Source organism: Roseobacter sp. YIN89, from assembly GCF_057219365.1.
In genome coordinates this window covers 490611-506156 of the sequence record NZ_JBXVVD010000003.1, presented here as the reverse complement: position 1 = coordinate 506156, position 15546 = coordinate 490611, and the positions used below count along the sequence as shown (strand labels likewise).

General features: G+C 51.7%; 13 protein-coding genes and 1 tRNA gene. 4 read left to right on the top strand and 10 right to left on the bottom strand.

Annotation, left to right across the window (positions count from 1 at the left end; all coding sequences use genetic code 11):
- Window positions 1–72: 72 nt before the first annotated feature.
- The 3 genes from AC2D8V_RS14800 to AC2D8V_RS14790 form a co-directional block, all read right to left on the bottom strand.
- The gene (locus AC2D8V_RS14800) at window positions 73–897 is read right to left on the bottom strand and encodes a nuclease-related domain-containing protein (protein ID WP_484734345.1); all 825 of its coding nucleotides are present in this window, start codon (window positions 895–897) and stop codon (window positions 73–75) included.
- 288 nt (window positions 898–1185) lie between these two features.
- A complete protein-coding gene (locus AC2D8V_RS14795; protein WP_484734344.1) occupies window positions 1186–1509 on the bottom strand; it encodes a hypothetical protein in 324 nt (107 codons plus the stop codon).
- Between the two features lie 204 nt (window positions 1510–1713).
- Window positions 1714–2997, bottom strand: coding sequence for an HNH endonuclease (locus AC2D8V_RS14790; protein ID WP_484734343.1), 1284 nt, complete (start codon window positions 2995–2997; stop codon window positions 1714–1716).
- Window positions 2998–3437: 440 nt separating this feature from the next.
- Between AC2D8V_RS14790 and AC2D8V_RS14785 the strand changes: the two genes are divergently transcribed.
- Window positions 3438–4430: an HIT domain-containing protein gene (locus tag AC2D8V_RS14785; RefSeq protein ID WP_484734342.1), complete on the top strand. Its 993-nt coding sequence runs from the start codon at window positions 3438–3440 to the stop codon at window positions 4428–4430.
- A 91-nt stretch (window positions 4431–4521) separates the two neighbouring features.
- Here AC2D8V_RS14785 and AC2D8V_RS14780 read toward each other — a convergent pair whose 3' ends face one another.
- Together AC2D8V_RS14780 and AC2D8V_RS14775 are read right to left on the bottom strand one after the other, a co-directional pair.
- Complete coding sequence (locus AC2D8V_RS14780; RefSeq protein ID WP_484734341.1) at window positions 4522–5823, bottom strand: RNA-dependent RNA polymerase family protein; 1302 nt, start codon at window positions 5821–5823, stop codon at window positions 4522–4524.
- A 133-nt stretch (window positions 5824–5956) separates the two neighbouring features.
- The gene (locus AC2D8V_RS14775) at window positions 5957–6403 is read right to left on the bottom strand and encodes a hypothetical protein (protein WP_484734340.1); all 447 of its coding nucleotides are present in this window, start codon (window positions 6401–6403) and stop codon (window positions 5957–5959) included.
- 399 nt (window positions 6404–6802) lie between these two features.
- Between AC2D8V_RS14775 and AC2D8V_RS14770 the strand changes: the two genes are divergently transcribed.
- From AC2D8V_RS14770 to AC2D8V_RS14760, 3 genes are all read left to right on the top strand, one after another.
- Window positions 6803–7462, top strand: coding sequence for a hypothetical protein (locus tag AC2D8V_RS14770; RefSeq protein ID WP_484734339.1), 660 nt, complete (start codon window positions 6803–6805; stop codon window positions 7460–7462).
- 427 nt (window positions 7463–7889) lie between these two features.
- The gene (locus tag AC2D8V_RS14765) at window positions 7890–8189 is read left to right on the top strand and encodes a helix-turn-helix domain-containing protein (RefSeq protein WP_484734564.1); all 300 of its coding nucleotides are present in this window, start codon (window positions 7890–7892) and stop codon (window positions 8187–8189) included.
- A 41-nt stretch (window positions 8190–8230) separates the two neighbouring features.
- Window positions 8231–9064, top strand: coding sequence for a tyrosine-type recombinase/integrase (locus tag AC2D8V_RS14760; RefSeq protein WP_484734338.1), 834 nt, complete (start codon window positions 8231–8233; stop codon window positions 9062–9064).
- 52 nt (window positions 9065–9116) lie between these two features.
- Here the strand turns inward: AC2D8V_RS14760 and AC2D8V_RS14755 are convergent.
- The 5 genes from AC2D8V_RS14755 to lon all read right to left on the bottom strand — a co-directional run bounded on the left by AC2D8V_RS14755 (window position 9117) and on the right by lon (window position 15335).
- Window positions 9117–9192: transfer RNA gene (locus AC2D8V_RS14755), tRNA-Val, on the bottom strand.
- A gap of 35 nt (window positions 9193–9227) precedes the next feature.
- Window positions 9228–9812, bottom strand: coding sequence for a histidine phosphatase family protein (locus AC2D8V_RS14750; RefSeq protein WP_484734337.1), 585 nt, complete (start codon window positions 9810–9812; stop codon window positions 9228–9230).
- Window positions 9809–12076 carry a mechanosensitive ion channel domain-containing protein gene (locus tag AC2D8V_RS14745; RefSeq protein ID WP_484734336.1) on the bottom strand — a complete coding sequence of 756 codons (2268 nt, stop codon included), beginning with the start codon at window positions 12074–12076 and terminating at the stop codon, window positions 9809–9811. The genes AC2D8V_RS14750 and AC2D8V_RS14745 overlap by 4 nt, the downstream gene beginning before the upstream one ends.
- 136 nt (window positions 12077–12212) lie before the next feature.
- Entirely contained in the window at window positions 12213–12608 is a 396-nt protein-coding gene (locus tag AC2D8V_RS14740; RefSeq protein ID WP_484734335.1) for an HU family DNA-binding protein, read from the bottom strand.
- Between the two features lie 318 nt (window positions 12609–12926).
- Window positions 12927–15335, bottom strand: a complete 2409-nt coding sequence (lon, locus tag AC2D8V_RS14735; protein ID WP_484734334.1) for an endopeptidase La — start codon at window positions 15333–15335, stop codon at window positions 12927–12929.
- Between the last annotated feature and the right edge of the window lie 211 nt (window positions 15336–15546).

Here is a 15546-nt window from a genome sequence, read left to right as displayed (position 1 = left end):
AAAAGATCGCGTCCAACGCGATGGTCGCACTGACTTTGGGCGCTGTGCGGCATGGTGCCCTTGCCTCGTAGTTTATCTTGTCCCCCTGCACTTAGGAAAACTCGTGCATCCCCAAAAGGCATCGCCCGTCTTACGGTTGGTCCGCTTAACCATTTCCCCGCCACATCTCGGGCATGATGTTTCGTTTGAAGAATTAACGGGCTTTGAAATGGCTGTTCGGTTTTTGGCTGCAGCTTTCTTTTCAAGGTTCTGCAAGTGCTGTTTGCGCACTGCCCTAGTGTTTTCCAAAGCCTGATTTTGCAGCTTGCGGGCATAACCGTCCACTTCAATATCTGAAATCACATGCTGCTTTCGCACGCCTATCAGCTTACCAAGCGCCTGTAATCCCCATGCAACATTTTCCGGCATAGCAGTTTTCGGTTCTGCGGTGCCGGTAAATACAACGAAGTTATGCAGAACTTTTTGGTCGATACCCAAGATTTCTTGCACAGCCTTAACATGCGCATAGTTCTGTATGAGTGGGTTTTGGAAGCTGCGTTTATTGCCTCCTTTTTGGACCTGGGTCCACTTCTTCTGTTCCGCATCGCCAAAAATCCATCCAGACATGTTTTTGGTCTCGATTACAAAAACTCCGTAGCGGGACAAAACGAGGTGATCTAACTGGGTGGTGCCGCCAGCGACAGGCAGTATTAAATCAGACAGCACCCGATAATGATTTTCATCCAGGACAGAGGTCAGTGCATTATGCACTCGGCGCTCACCCCTAGCGCCTTTTCTTTCAGGTGTGTTGTAGCTATCTTCTGCAGCCCGGATGGCCGACCGAACAGCGGATTTCAACAAATACTTCAGCATAGGTACTTTCAGTTTTCTGATGTCAGCCGTCCGGCTAAATCGCATATTTATCAACTACTCCCAATGACTTGGGTCAAATTAAGGCAATAAGGAGGCCTCACGCCGCGCGAACGTAAAGCTAGCGGGCTCTTTGATTTAAGTGAACTTGAGTTCACTGCATCGCAAGGCTTTTAGGAACCAATTATTTGCCGATAATCCATACAGGCTACGACTACTTCATACGAACAACCGGACCTTGCGGCAGCTGAAGTTGAAGTTGAAGTTGAAGTTGCGAAATTACCAGTCCTTAGCTGCAACACCTTGAAGTAGTCAGAACTGCCCATTTCTGCCTTCTCAATTACAGGTAATGTCGATAATTTCGCGACCTAAACTATCTGGCGGCAATCTGTCGTAGACCGTCTCAGGGACTACGATCATCTGACCGTTGGATTGCAGGCTGCGGTGTTCACAGAGAACATCGACGAATAATGTTTCTTCGCCATCTCGCATAAACCAGCGGTTTCGCTCTTTGATAAGCATGGTGCCGTCGCCTACCTCTTGCCAGTGTTCACTGAAGTATTGGCGCAAATTTTCCCAGTCTTCAGGCGTACGTTCTTCCGCGACTACTGAAGTTGTTACGAAGGCTGACAATAAGGCCGCAACAAATGAATGTTTCATATCTGTAACTCCTGTTTAGGTGGAGTTAGTCATCGCCGGACCTATTCGCTTTTTAGGTGCAGCCAATTATTTGAGATTTCTTGCCAACATTCCGAGTTCGCAGGCAGGAATATCGGCAACAAATGCGTTCGTCATCCCAACAGGCGTCTAGTTTCTATATTTTCATATCGCGAAGATATTTGAGCACAAATAACCAAGCGTCAATCAGCGATCCGGTCGTTTAAACACGAACTCACGGTGGAACGCCAGGTAAGGAAGCTGCTCCTTTCTAAAGGGGTCATAGCGTCCATCAGGCTCTATGCCCCAGAGGATTAGGGTGTCGATATCTGCTTCCAACGAAACAAGCAGCGCGCCGTCATCGGCAAAACTTATGAAGCCCTGATCGAACAAATGGTCGATATGCGGGCTCAACAAAAGGCCGTTGTTGCCATCAAGTTTCTCGAAGGTCGTAGAGGCTCGCCAGGGCTTAATGTGGCTTGCGCGCAGATGACGGCGGCTGGCGGCTCCCGTGATCCGGCAGGCCTTTTCGAAGCCTTCTAAATTCTGTCGATAGATACCCTGCCCGCGGCGTGATTTGACGAGTTGCAGCTTCTCGGTCTCATCTAAGTCAGTACGGTTTCGCAGTTCTTGTTCAATCTGCTCTTCGTAAGCCTCGATCGTCTCGATCTGATGTGTTGGCTCAACAGTGGCGCCGTGATCAACCTCTTCCCAACGTGGGCCGAGAAGGGTTATCACCGCTTCGGCCATCTTCATAGGTACAGCGGCAAGATACGCACCCTGGTTGCCATTGCCATCGGGGCGGATGGGAGAGTATTTGGCCGGCAAAGTCGGTCCGAGAATGTCCATGTGATCCTTAGGGCGCATTGGTGTGCTGAGGCGGGTGAATTCAACGGGAACACGCCAGCCCTCGCTGCCCCATGCATCGCCGGCCGCCCCGAACTCCCCGGGCTTTGGCGCCAGGATCGCGGGAGCAGAGCATATGCCGACAGCTTTGATCTCGCCTCCGGCAAAAGCGAACACCACATCGCCAGGCCGAATGCGCTTCATATTTTCGTAGAACTCATTGCGGCCCCCATCGCTCCGGTGGGTCGGCGACCACAAATAATTTCCGCCTATTTCGTGAGAGTAGGTCTGCTTGTTGTTGACCCACCAGAAAGCGAAGCCCTCTGGTCCAACATTGCCAAGCGATTGCGCACCAGACGTTACAGTAGAAACCTGAACCTCAAATCCCAAGCCGCGAAGCTTCTTCGCAACTGTGGCATCACCTCCAGAGAATTCAGTATTGGCCAGCGGGCCGCGATCCCCACCAGAGAAGCCATGCGCTGCCCCGATGATCGCCTTCGTGTCGTATTGCTTGCCTCCGTGGTGAAGAAAATACGCACGCGATCGGCCGTAGCCGTATTGCTGCAAGAAGGCATCCCGACCGATCCAATCGAATTCCTCAATGGCGCGCAGGACCGCGGCCCGATCTATGTCTGAAAGTGACAATCCGATCTCCCAAAACCTAAAGTCAAAAGACTGCGTCGCAGTGCAGCCGATTTAGGCTACACAAGCAATTCTGCTAGGCTTTTCCAAGTGACCATCGCCAGCATCTTGTACAATCTCACACCCACTGCTTAAATTTGAACTTAAGTTCAATTGTTTAAGTGCGCTATGGAAAAAGGCCGCGAAATCGCCGGTGAACTAAAGGCCTCGGAATAGGCAGTTCCTGCGCACACGTTTGAATTCAGTTAACAAATAGCTGACCCGTACGAAAATGACGATGGCGGCGTACTCCTATTCATCCGGCAATTATCGTGCAATCAGTGAACTCGGTGGGCTTACCGGCAAAGTTAAGCTGCCACTGCCCGCTGGACTGCCCGTTCCGATCCCCTAAAGTCGGGCTATCAGCTGGGATTTATCCAGCAAATGCGAAGGTGTGATGCAGCATGACAGCAGCCGAACTGGACGACTATCTGCGGAACCGGATGCGCATGTCGCATGTCTATCAGCCTGCCATGCTGCGTGTTCTGCTTGAGGGCGGCGGACAGGCATCTACAGCGGACATTGCACAGGCACTTCTGTCTTATGACAAGTCACAGGTAGAGTATTATGAAGTGCGCACCAAGCAGATGGTGGGCAAGGTACTCACTCAGAACGGCATTGTTGAACCTGTTAAGAAAGGATCGCGCACTGTCGGATATAAGCTGACTGCTGACGGGCTGGAAGACGCTGAAGCAGAGGCTCTGGCGGCGCTTTGCGCGGAAAAGATAAATGCCTACGTCAGCCAGCGCGGCGGCGCGATCTGGGACCACCGTAGCAACGCATCGGGCTACGTGCCGGGGTCGATCAGATATAAGGTGCTGTCACGTGCTAAGATGCGCTGTGAGTTATGTGGCGCACATGAGACCCAAGCCGCACTGCATGTCGATCACATTGTGCCCCGCAATAAAGGCGGTAGCGATGACATCAGTAATTTTCAGGCACTCTGCATCACATGCAATGCGAACAAGCGCGACACGGATGATACGGACTTCCGGCACTTGCTGGATAGCTATCAAGAAAGAGACGCTGACTGCCTTTTCTGCACCCTTGGCCCTGACCGCATCATTGCAGAGAATGAGTTGTGCGTTGCTATACGCGATGCTTTTCCGGTGACGCCAATGCACACGCTGGTCATCCCCAAGCGTCATGTGGCCGATTTCTTCGATCTCTATCAGCCTGAGATCAACGCGGCCCACAGCCTGTTGCATGAACTGAAAGAAGACATCGCAGCGGGTGATCCAAAAGTGACTGGTTTTAATGTCGGGGTGAATTCCGGCGCATCGGCGGGGCAAACAATCTTCCATGTTCATTTCCATCTTATCCCCCGCCGTGATGACGATGCAGATGACCCGCGCGGCGGTGTGCGCGGCGTTATCCCTGAGCGCCAGTCATATTAAACTGTGATCGTGCCACTTGCTATGAGTTGCCAAGTTCATGTCACTAGAAGACTTGCGATACCCAGATTAACCTGGATATCGCAGATGCACCTTACGACCCGCTGTACCATTTAACGGGAATGTCCGTTGATTGATCCTTGAGCGGTTTCAGCTCTGCGTCAGTGATCTTAAAAGTGTATCTGAGTTGGTTCAAATCGAACTCATAGTGATCTTTGATGCAGTCGACCAAAATCCCGCAAAAAGCAAAGGCCTGTACCCAGCCATAACACATGCTCTCAAACCTGAGGTAGTCTTGTAGCCCCATAACACGCAGCTTCTCAGACTGCGCCTTTTTAGCGGCTGTGAGGCGACCGTAGACACGCTGTCGCTGGCGATAAGTGTGTTTGCGGAATGCTTTCACATTAGCATCAGTAGGGTCGGCTTCAAGACTTCCGTCCTTCTCCATATACACCCAGCATCCAAGCATCTGAAAACCCTGCTTAGCGGTGACGGCTTGCACTGTCTTTCCGTGGAAGTCCCCTCCCGGCAGCCCGGCAATGCCGGAACTCAGGGCTTTGGATGCGCTCTGGTCACATTCAGGTGACGCAGAAAGGGCAAAGAAATTGTCGGCGTGATTTATTACCACGGTATCCTTCAATGTCTCCATTGGCATATTGGCAATGCACCAGTCTGCCACGGCTGCCGAGGACGCACTGCCCTGTGGTATGCCCGGAGGGGATGATATATTACCGTACTGTATGTATAGGGGATGTAGACCCCAGCTTGCGCTTTTGGCCAGTACGATTTGCCTTATTGCCTCTTTCGGCAGTGGTAAGGACTTTATCAGGGCTTCTTCGGTAAAAGATGGGAAGAAGTCCTTGATGTCGATTTCTGTTACATGGGCAAATCCTTTCTCTTTTATGACGGTCATCGCTTGCTGCACCTTCTCTGAGAAGTGCAGTTTGGCGAACTGAAACGGTTGCGGTTGATATTTTAAGCGGAGCAGCTTGCTGACCATGAGCTGCGCAGCGCGAGCAACAGGGCCAAATGAACATACGACCCGCATGCGATTGCCGCACGCCTTGGGTTGCTGCCAGACCCGCGCGGGTTCATTAAGGTTTTTGAGAATGTCGTATTCATTTGCCAGCGCAATCAACTGATCAAGCGATCTGCGGTCGCCTATAGGCCGCTTTGCATTGTCTTTATGCAGTGCGACCAACAGGCACCTTTTGCAGGATAGATATGTCTTTGAGACAGCCTTGGAGGCTTTCGTATTTTTGTGCGCTACGCTCTTGCATTTTTCGCGCAATTTTTCTTCATGCTTTAATGCATTCGCCACATACGCCATCGCCTTCAGGCTGCTGGGAGGTGCTTGCACTGACGCAGTTTCTTTTATGATAAAAATGACGGGCATCAGTATTGCCGCCGATCCGAGTGGCGTCTTTTTCCTGGCATCATATCTTCAGTCAAAATGTTGCTTTATTGGTGACCGCGTTCCGCAAAGAAGCTGAGCGAAACGCGGCGCGATACAGTACAGCAGGCTTAGACTAGTTCTCGGCCCTTAATATTTTTTCTTGGACCTCCATATTCTCCCAATGTTCTAGCCGACCTGCCTCACTGGCTTCCAAAAGGCGTTGCGCCAATCGACTGACCCATACTTGATTGCCGTATTGTGCCCACGGCAGGTCCAACACCAGTTCTTCAAGGACCCGCGCAGATACTTCGAGTAAGCAGAAAGAGGTCATAATGTAAGTTGCTTGTACTTCACTGTAGTTTGCTCCCGTTTCAGTTGGGTCAACCAGCAAAGAATGATCAGGAGCGAACTCGTGGTCCAGGATTTCGGATAGCTTTTCGGTAATCAAATGGCCGTACTTTAAAACATCCATTATTCCGTTCATATTGTTGCATTTCTCGTAGAACTCTTTGGGATCTACTTTGGGCGGGTCGTACAGATCGTCCAAAATGTCATTTTCAGGTTCATTTACTTTATCCATTGATACTGGCTCCTTCAGTTAGGTGCGTTGATTAATTGTGCGAGCCGGAGATTTCGGCGGCACGAGGAGAGCCATTAATACCCCGAAGATACTCGGCCAAAAACGCCGTACAAATTGTATTTTTTGGCCAATGAATTACTTGGTATGGTGAACTTAAGTGCACACTGCGATGAACTCACGTTCGCTTAGCTCGGCTACGCTCTTCCAATCCGTAATTTGACGTTGGGAAAACAACGCGGGATGAAATTTTCTGCTGCCCAAGAGGCGACTACGCCGAGGATAAATGCCGTGAAACCGTCAAAGGGCGCTCCTGCTAGCTCAACCAGGTTGCCACAATAACACCTTAACTGCTTCACGATTTAGCTCCGAGTATCGCTCAAACAAAAAACAGGGCGAGACATGAAGTATGGTCCGGAAAAGGCAACAGCTATGGTGACTTCTGAATGGGGCGAACGTAACCACTTAGCCAATCTCGGCCAGAAAGACGCACGGCTTCTCCTAGAATTTCAGAAGGAAATCCTGCGTGATGATCCAATTGCTGTGTATCAGACACTGCTTTTATGCTGTGACCAACAGATTGCTCTGCCTAAATGGCTCACAGATCACCTGCTTGAACTCATCGCAAAGTACCACCTAGGACAAAAACCTAAGTGGAAAGGTGCTGGAAATCGGCCTTTGATTATTGTGCGGCGTCGGTTCGAGAATGAGGTGAGGCGCAGGGCTGTGATCGGCGTCAGGGCGTGGGTCAAAGATAGGAACCTGTACCAAAAGATGCCGACGGCATGTATTCACGCTTGGAATGAACAAGATTGTCGTCATTGCGAATTCAAAAACGATACCGACGCGCTGGAATTCGCATCATTTGGGTTACGAGATATTAGATTACAGACCAACGGACCGGTTCTGAAGCGTAGTCCACGGACTTTAAGGCGCGCGATAGAAAATAAAAATTTAAGTCAGCTTCCCAAGTTGTCCAGTCGTATCGCAACAGTTTTTGGCTTGATAGATCCCGACAGCCTTTTTGGATATAACGAACCGCTAAAACCCAACCTCAAATAGGCAAAAGTGTCAGTTGGAAGTAGAGCGTGGGGCTGTGAGTGAACTTGAGTGCAACTAGGTTTACCTGATTGAGAACTCACAGCAGGCGCGTAACTGATTGTTTCGTTAGCAAACGCATGCAAGTGCATCAGGTAGATCTTTACTTTTGGCCAAAAATTAAAATTTATATGGCGTTTTTGGCCGGAAATTCTGTCGCTATATTTGTCTCCACGCGACAAGGAGACACTGAGTGCATATCAAAATACAGCTTCATTATCATTTCGGCGAGTTAATCGGAAACCTGGGCATGCGCTCACCTTCGAGGTTCTTCAATGGCTTGAAAGAACGCCGCAATTGGCGAAACCGAACACCATGAAAGTTCGGCCGAGATTGTTGTGCCCCACAATACCTACGCATAGTGCTGAGTAAGAAATTCAGCCTTGCACTGATGTCGAAATTCCCCGAAGGAGATTGCATGAAACCTTTTAATCCCAATACGTTATCCAGGCGATGGGAGTGTTCCGCGGAAACCATTCGGCAGATGTGTAGACGCGGCGACCTACCCAGTTTCCGCGTGGGACGGATGATACGCATACCTTACAAAGCAGTAGAGGAAATTGAATGCCAGACCTCAATATCGGACGTTTGCGCGGCGGGTTCTGCGTCTATTGGCGCAATGGGGACAAAAAGCGAAAGCGTTTTCAGCTTGCGGCACGTTCCAGAGCGGAAGCAGAAGCGGAAGCGATAAACGTTTACAGACGAGAGAGTTTCTTAAACAGCTCCGATAAAATGACGATTTCCAAAATTTGGATGGCATACCAAGAGGAACTTGGTAACAAACCCACTGCTCTTACGATGATGTACACAGGCAAGGCCATCTTACCACATTTTGGAGCGCACGACCCTCAAAACATAGATGTTGAAATATGTAAGGCTTACGCTGCAAAGCGAACCCAACAGGGGATTAAACAAGGCTCAGTTTGGACAGAACTGGGACACTTGCAATCCGCTTTAAACAGTCACTTTGGACGAAACAACGCACCAAAGATTTGGCGACCACAAAAGCCGCAATCCGACAAGCGAATTTTGACACCTGACGAAGCTTGTTCATTGATTGAGGCGGCCAATGCACCACACATTAGGCTTGCATTGATCCTACTGCTTTGTACCGCGGGACGCGTAGGTGCCATTCTAGATTTGACTTGGGATCGCGTGGATTTTGAAAGAGGAACGATCAATCTCAGAAATGAAACAGCAGCCACTCGAAAAGGGCGCGCAATTGTTCCCATGAATGGTAGCACTAGAGCCGCCCTTTCATCTGCGCACGAGGCAGCACTCAGTGACTGGGTCATAGAGTATGCAGGTTGTCAGGTAGGCTCAATTCGGAAGGGTTTCACAAATGCGGTTTTGCGTTCTGGCATTGGCCATGTAACCATTCACGAGCTACGTCATACAGCTGCGGTCACGATGCTTGGCGCAGGTGTGCCAATCGAGAAAGTGTCTCAGATGCTTGGTCATTCAAACTTGACCATTACGTTCTCGACTTACGCTCGCTATTTGCCTCAACACATGCAGGACGCTGCTGATGTTTTGGATTTTCTTGCAGTGCGGAATGGCCATTAGGTTCACAGAACCAGTGCACGCTTCGCAGCATTCATCCAAGTCATTGATTAAATGGTGGGTCGTGAGAGGCTCGAACTCCCGACATCTTCGGTGTAAACGAAGCGCTCTACCAACTGAGCTAACGACCCGATGTAGCGCGGTTTAGCCAAACTCGGCGTCGGCTTCAAGCCCTTATCGACAACTTCGTCTGCTTGCCGTTCTCAAGACGAAAAACCACGCCCTGCCCTCCGTCAGTCATGGCGATTTCGCTAATATCGCGGCCGGTCGCTATCAGGCGCAGCATGCGAGATGTGATGCCATGCGTGACCACAACCGCTGGGCCCTGCAAGCTGTCGAGGAAGGCCTCACAGCGCGTTTGCAAAGCAGCGAATCCCTCGCCCCCCGGTGCGCGCTCATATAGATCCAGCGCGCTCTCTTCGCTCTCATCCATCATCCTGTCGATCAACAATTCGTCTCGACGACGCCCTTCCCACGCTCCGACACCAATTTCGCACAACCTCGGATCGGTATGAATAGCTGCCACCAGCCCCTCAAGAGCAATCGAAGCGGTGTGGAACGCGCGGCCTTGCGGGCTGCACAGCGCTGCGTAACCGGTGAGCGCACACTCTGCCAACAACGCCCGCTGCGCCCGCGCCTGCTCCCTGCCCTTGTCGGTCAAAGGAGAATCGAGCCGACCCTGAATGCGGTGTTCCGCATTCCAAACCGTCTGGCCGTGGCGCAACACATATAACGGGGGGAAATTCGTCATTTGGTATCAGGATCCGCAAGCCGGATCGGCTGTGTACTGCCGTCCTTCGCCTCGCCAAACCAGATGGTTTGTTGCGGAAACGGAATTTCGATGCCGCGTGCGTCAAACACCTTTTTCAGCACCGCATTATAAGCGCGTCCTGTACCCCACTGCTTGCCCGGGACTGTTTTGATACGTGCCCGCACAACGACTGCGCTGTCGCCAAAACTATTAAGCCCGTGCCATTCCAATGGTGCAATGATGTCCGGTGCGATCTCGTTGTCTTCCATCAACCTGTCAAAAGCCTCAAACATGGCTTCCTTCGCTTCATCTACGTCTTCGCGGTACGCAATGCCCATGTCGCATACGAAATACGAAAAATCCTTCATAAAATTCGAAACCATATCGACCGATGAGAACGGGATGATGTGCAGTACACCCTGAACGTCGCGCAGAGATACAGACCGCACCGAAAGGCGCTCCACCCCGCCTGTAACACCGCTAAGAGTGATGACATCTCCGACATTAATTGCGTTTTCAAATTGAATGAAAACACCTGTGATGATGTCCTGCACCATTTTTTGTGCGCCAAAACCGATGGCAAGGCCTAGCACACCGGCAGATGCCAGCAATGGCCCGATATCCAGCCCGATCTCACTGAGGCAGAACATCGCGGTCAATACGATCAAAACGATGGTCAGCGCGTTTCGCATAAGGGTCAGCAGCGTGGTTTCGCGTGCTGTCGGGACGGCCCCGTATTCCGGATTGAGCCGGTAATCCACAAAAGATGTCAAAGCGAGCCAGAGCACAAATGCAACCAAGAGCAACAGCGACACAGACATCATTGTAGTGGTTACCGACAGTCCAACCTGGCTTTCCAACCACCCGCGCATGTCGATGACACCAATGACGTCAAGGCTAAAGACAAAAACGAAGACTAACAGCCCCAACCGCAAAAGACCAAACGCCTGCGGTATGAAGCGGTTGATGCGCAACTCCAACAGTGGCAGTTTTTCGGTCACATCATCAGGCAACCTGACACCGCGCGCGACGGATCCGGCAAGCCACCCCGATACCAGTGCGGCAATCATGATCGCCAGCAAGATTTTTCCCGACCCGATCAAGGCATTGAAGGTGGTCAGTGCCGGTTGCGTCATGACCACGACAAACATCATCGAAAGATATACCAAAGCAAACCAATGCCAGCCCGCCGCAAGAGCGTGCAAACTTTGACGAATTACGCCGGGCTCTTCACGCTTCATCTGCTCGAGACGGTTTTGTCGTTCCTGTTCTTCGAGGTCGTCTTCCAAATCCAGTTTTTCATGCGCGTCAGTGTTTTTCTTCAACCACGCAGCGACGCTTTTTCTGTACCGTATGACCGCCCAGAACAAATACAGCAGCACTAATGTGGACAGCACAGCAGAGGTGCCATTACCAGCTGTCAAAGACGCATTCTTGTTGACGATTGGGACAACAAGAAGCTGGCTATAGCCAAGGATACTGATGACCGCACCACAAATACGAGTGAGCACCCGAGCGGCAAAATTGCTGACCGGGATCAGTCGCAAACTGCCAGATATGGGTGACAGCGCAGTTCTGATCAGCCATCTTCCGAGACCGACAATCAGGAAGGCATTGAGATACATGCTCTGGTGGATCCCGATTTGGCCAAACTCACCAACCGCAAACAGAGTGACCAGATAACCGGCAGCCCAAGCCAAAACTACAATCAACGCGCCTAGTAGATTGGACCCGACAAACATGCCCAGAAGAGCCAATCCACGTGCATTCTCAGCCTTTCCTTCGACACGACGATACACTCTACGGGCAAAAACGCGCAAGATCAGGTAAATGGTCATTGTGCTGATGATCACGACCAGCAACCCCGGCAAGGCATCGATCATAATGGACAACTCGTCACCGCTCAGACCGGAGAACACAGACGCCCCCCCGGTCAAAGCGCCCCAGAAGTTCACAAGTGTTTCGACGGTTGTCTCTGCAAACTCTTGTGTCAGCGTGGCGATGCGACGACCGAAAGACTGGATCGCATCGTCTGGTTCGACAACTGCCTGAGGTTCCGGTGCAACTGCAGTTTCCAGTTTGGCGATCAAAGCTGCGCGGGCAGCATCATCTTTCAAAACGTCCAGAAGGTTTTGCAGGGCTGACGGCTCGGTATCAGCGGAAGCAGCCTCTTGCGCCGAGACGGCACCGGATAACATTACGAACGAAGCGCAACACACCAGAAACGTTCGCAAAAACAGCCTTACAAGGTCGAGTCGTTTCATATCAGATTTTCCTTGCGGGTTTCCAACGCTCAGCAGAAAGAAGCGCCCAATTTTGAATGAGCCCCGTACAATGAAAACCCGCGCACCGACAACTCAAGCCGGTGAAGAAAGTCGACTCTAGAGCAAATTTCAGCTGTTATTCAGCCGCTGTCTTGGTTGAAGTCGTGGGACCGGACTGCACCGGCTGCTCTTTTTGGCGTAGCTTCATCGCCAGAACGCGCCCGTCTTCCAATTCTTTCGTCCGATTGATGCGCACGCGCCCTAAAGGCGGCAATATGAGATCCCGCCCCTCTGCCAAAGTTGCGCCCAGTTCAGCCAGCATTGCCTCGATTATCACGCGTGCATCGCGTCTTTTTACACCTGTTCGTGTGACAATCGCCTCTACGAGTTCTTTCTTTCGCATGGGCAGGACGTCAGCCTTGGTATTGCTTGCCTGCTGCGAAGTCGCGGCCGCGCTTGGCGCTGTTACATTTGTCGTGACTGTCGTGCTTGTCGATACCGGATTGGTATCCGCTGTCGTTGCCTGCGTCACGGGCGTTTTACTGCCAGCGGTTTTCGCGGTAGCCGTTGTTTTAGAGGTTGTGGTCCTTACGGAACGCGTCGCCGTCGCTGGGACGGCGGATTTCGCCTTGGTCACCATGGGTCTGCCTTTACTGCTCGGTGCGGCAGTTCATCTGCCGCGATTCCTTATGCCGAAATCTTACCCGCAAATGGCCAATTTGAATAGGAGTCTGTCATTACGCGCATATTCCGCGCAGAAAAAGACATGAGCTTTGCCCCACAATGCACTGATAAAAAATAAAGAGCGGCGCAATTTGACCCGCGCCGCTTCAATGCTTTTTCTAAAGTCCTAGTGCGCCGTTGCGGAGTCCGACTGTGTTGCCTGCTTGCTCAACGCAGCAGCGGCAGCTTCTTCCGCTTCCTCATCCCATTCAACGGCCTCGGGCTCTTTTGTCAGAGCATGCTCCAACACTTCGGAAACGTGGGTCACCGGAATAATGGTCAGCCCCTCTTTGACATTGTCCGGAATCTCGGGGAGGTCCTTGGCGTTCTCCTCAGGGATCAGCACGGTCGTGATGCCCCCTCGCAAAGCAGCCAAAAGCTTTTCCTTCAATCCGCCGATCGGCATGGCGTTCCCGCGCAGCGACACTTCACCAGTCATCGCAATGTCTTTGCGAACTGGAATCTGCGTCAGCACTGACACGATGGACGTTACCATTGCCAAACCAGCTGATGGGCCATCTTTAGGCGTCGCGCCGTCTGGTACGTGAACGTGGATATCCAGCTTGTCGAACTGAGGCGGCTTGATCCCAATCTTGGGACTGATCGAACGGACATAACTAGATGCCGCATCAATCGATTCCTTCATTACGTCACCGAGCTTACCGGTTGTTTTCATCCGGCCTTTGCCCGGAAGCCGGAGCGCTTCGATGCTCAGCAACTCTCCGCCAACCGACGTATAGGCCAGTCCGGTCACAACCCCGATCTGATCCTCTTTTTCGGCCAGACCATAGCGATACTTTTTAACCCCAAGGAATTCGTCAAGGTTTTCGTCTGTGACGACAACTTCGCTCACTTCCTTTTTAATGATCTTGGTCAACGACTTACGCGCCACCTTGGCGATCTCGCGTTCGAGATTTCGGACCCCCGCTTCGCGCGTGTAGGTCCGGATCATTTCGGTCAATGCGCTATCCTCAAGAGAAAACTCCTTGGCTTTAAGGCCATGATTTTTCACTTGTTTCGGAACAAGGTGCTGTTTGGCAATCTCGCGCTTTTCATCCTCGGTGTACCCTGCCAGAGGAATAATCTCCATCCTATCAAGCAACGGTCCGGGCATATTGTAGCTGTTCGAAGTTGTCAGAAACATCACGTTGGACAGGTCGTATTCCACCTCAAGGTAATGATCCACAAAGGTCGAGTTTTGTTCAGGATCGAGGACCTCCAGCATTGCAGATGCAGGGTCACCACGGAAATCCTGTCCCATCTTGTCGATTTCGTCGAGCAGGATAAGCGGGTTCGTGGTTTTGGCCTTTTTCAATGCTTGAATGATCTTGCCCGGCATCGAGCCAATGTAGGTACGACGGTGTCCCCGAATTTCGGATTCGTCTCGCACGCCACCAAGGCTGATGCGGATAAACTCACGACCGGTGGCCTTGGCAACTGACTTGCCAAGGGAAGTCTTACCCACGCCCGGAGGACCGACCAGACACATGATCGGGCCTTTCAGTTTCGTCGATCGCTGCTGCACGGCCAAGTATTCGACAATGCGCTCTTTTACCTTTTCGAGACCGTAATGGTCATCGTCCAGCACTTTTTGCGCACGGCTCAGGTCTTTCTTGACGCGCGATTTCACGCCCCAAGGAATGGACAGCATCCAGTCAAGGTAATTGCGCACGACAGTTGCTTCGGCAGACATCGGGCTCATGTTTTTGAGCTTTTTGATTTCTGCGTCAGCCTTTTCCCGCGCTTCTTTGCTGAGCTTGGTTTCCGCGATCTTTGCTTCGAGTTCGGCGACTTCGTTCTTGCCGTCCTCACCATCTCCCAGCTCTTGCTGGATCGCCTTCATTTGCTCGTTGAGATAGTATTCGCGCTGAGTACGCTCCATCTGGCTTTTGACGCGCGTTTTGATCTTTTTCTCAACTTGCAGAACAGACATCTCGCCCTGCATGAGACCATAGACCTTTTCCAAGCGTTCCGAGACGCTGAGCGTCTCGAGCAGGTCTTGTTTCTGGCCCACCTCGATACCGAGATGCCCTGCCACAAGGTCTGCAAGCTTGGCCGGTTCGGTCGATTCACCTACGGCAGCCAGCGCCTCTTCAGGCACGTTCTTTTTGACCTTTGCATAGCGCTCAAACTCGTCAGCAACCGTGCGCAATAATGCTTCGGTCGTTGCGACATCGCCCGGCATTTCGGTCAGATATTCTGCCCGCGCCTCGAAAAAGCTATCGTTTTCAAGGTATTCCGTGATACGCACACGCGCCTGCCCCTCAACAAGCACCTTGACGGTGCCATCTGGCAATTTGAGCAGTTGCAGTACGTTGGCCAGAACGCCTGCTTTGAAAATCCCGTCCGCTTCCGGATCGTCCTCGCCCGGATCAATCTGGCTGGACAAAAGGATCTGCTTGTCATCCGACATGACCTCTTCCAGAGCCCGAACTGATTTATCGCGGCCCACGAAAAGCGGTACGATCATATGGGGAAACACCACAATATCGCGCAGCGGCAATACGGGGTATGAGGCGTTGAGTGGCTCTTGCATGCTCTTTCCTTATTTTTGGCAAAACGAACATGGTCCCGCATCGCAGCAACGCTCGCTCGTTTCCGGTCTACCTTGAGAAGGTGGGCGCTCTGCACGCGAATTCAACCTTGCCCGTGGCTTGCACCTGCAGCATGACCAGAGATTTCCCCCAACACAAGGCACACCAAGCGTATTTTAGGTAAAAATCGTCAAAACCCGTACAACGCCGAAA

Coding starts and splice junctions, on each gene's coding strand:
- AC2D8V_RS14800 (WP_484734345.1), bottom strand. CDS start 897: ATGCGATTTAGCCGGACGGCTGACATCAGAAAACTGAAAGTACCTATG.
- AC2D8V_RS14795 (WP_484734344.1), bottom strand. CDS start 1,509: ATGAAACATTCATTTGTTGCGGCCTTATTGTCAGCCTTCGTAACAACT.
- AC2D8V_RS14785 (WP_484734342.1), top strand. CDS start 3,438: ATGACAGCAGCCGAACTGGACGACTATCTGCGGAACCGGATGCGCATG.
- AC2D8V_RS14780 (WP_484734341.1), bottom strand. CDS start 5,823: ATGCCCGTCATTTTTATCATAAAAGAAACTGCGTCAGTGCAAGCACCT.
- AC2D8V_RS14775 (WP_484734340.1), bottom strand. CDS start 6,403: ATGGATAAAGTAAATGAACCTGAAAATGACATTTTGGACGATCTGTAC.
- AC2D8V_RS14770 (WP_484734339.1), top strand. CDS start 6,803: ATGAAGTATGGTCCGGAAAAGGCAACAGCTATGGTGACTTCTGAATGG.
- AC2D8V_RS14765 (WP_484734564.1), top strand. CDS start 7,890: ATGTCGAAATTCCCCGAAGGAGATTGCATGAAACCTTTTAATCCCAAT.
- AC2D8V_RS14760 (WP_484734338.1), top strand. CDS start 8,231: ATGACGATTTCCAAAATTTGGATGGCATACCAAGAGGAACTTGGTAAC.
- AC2D8V_RS14750 (WP_484734337.1), bottom strand. CDS start 9,812: ATGACGAATTTCCCCCCGTTATATGTGTTGCGCCACGGCCAGACGGTT.
- AC2D8V_RS14745 (WP_484734336.1), bottom strand. CDS start 12,076: ATGAAACGACTCGACCTTGTAAGGCTGTTTTTGCGAACGTTTCTGGTG.
- lon (WP_484734334.1), bottom strand. CDS start 15,335: ATGCAAGAGCCACTCAACGCCTCATACCCCGTATTGCCGCTGCGCGAT.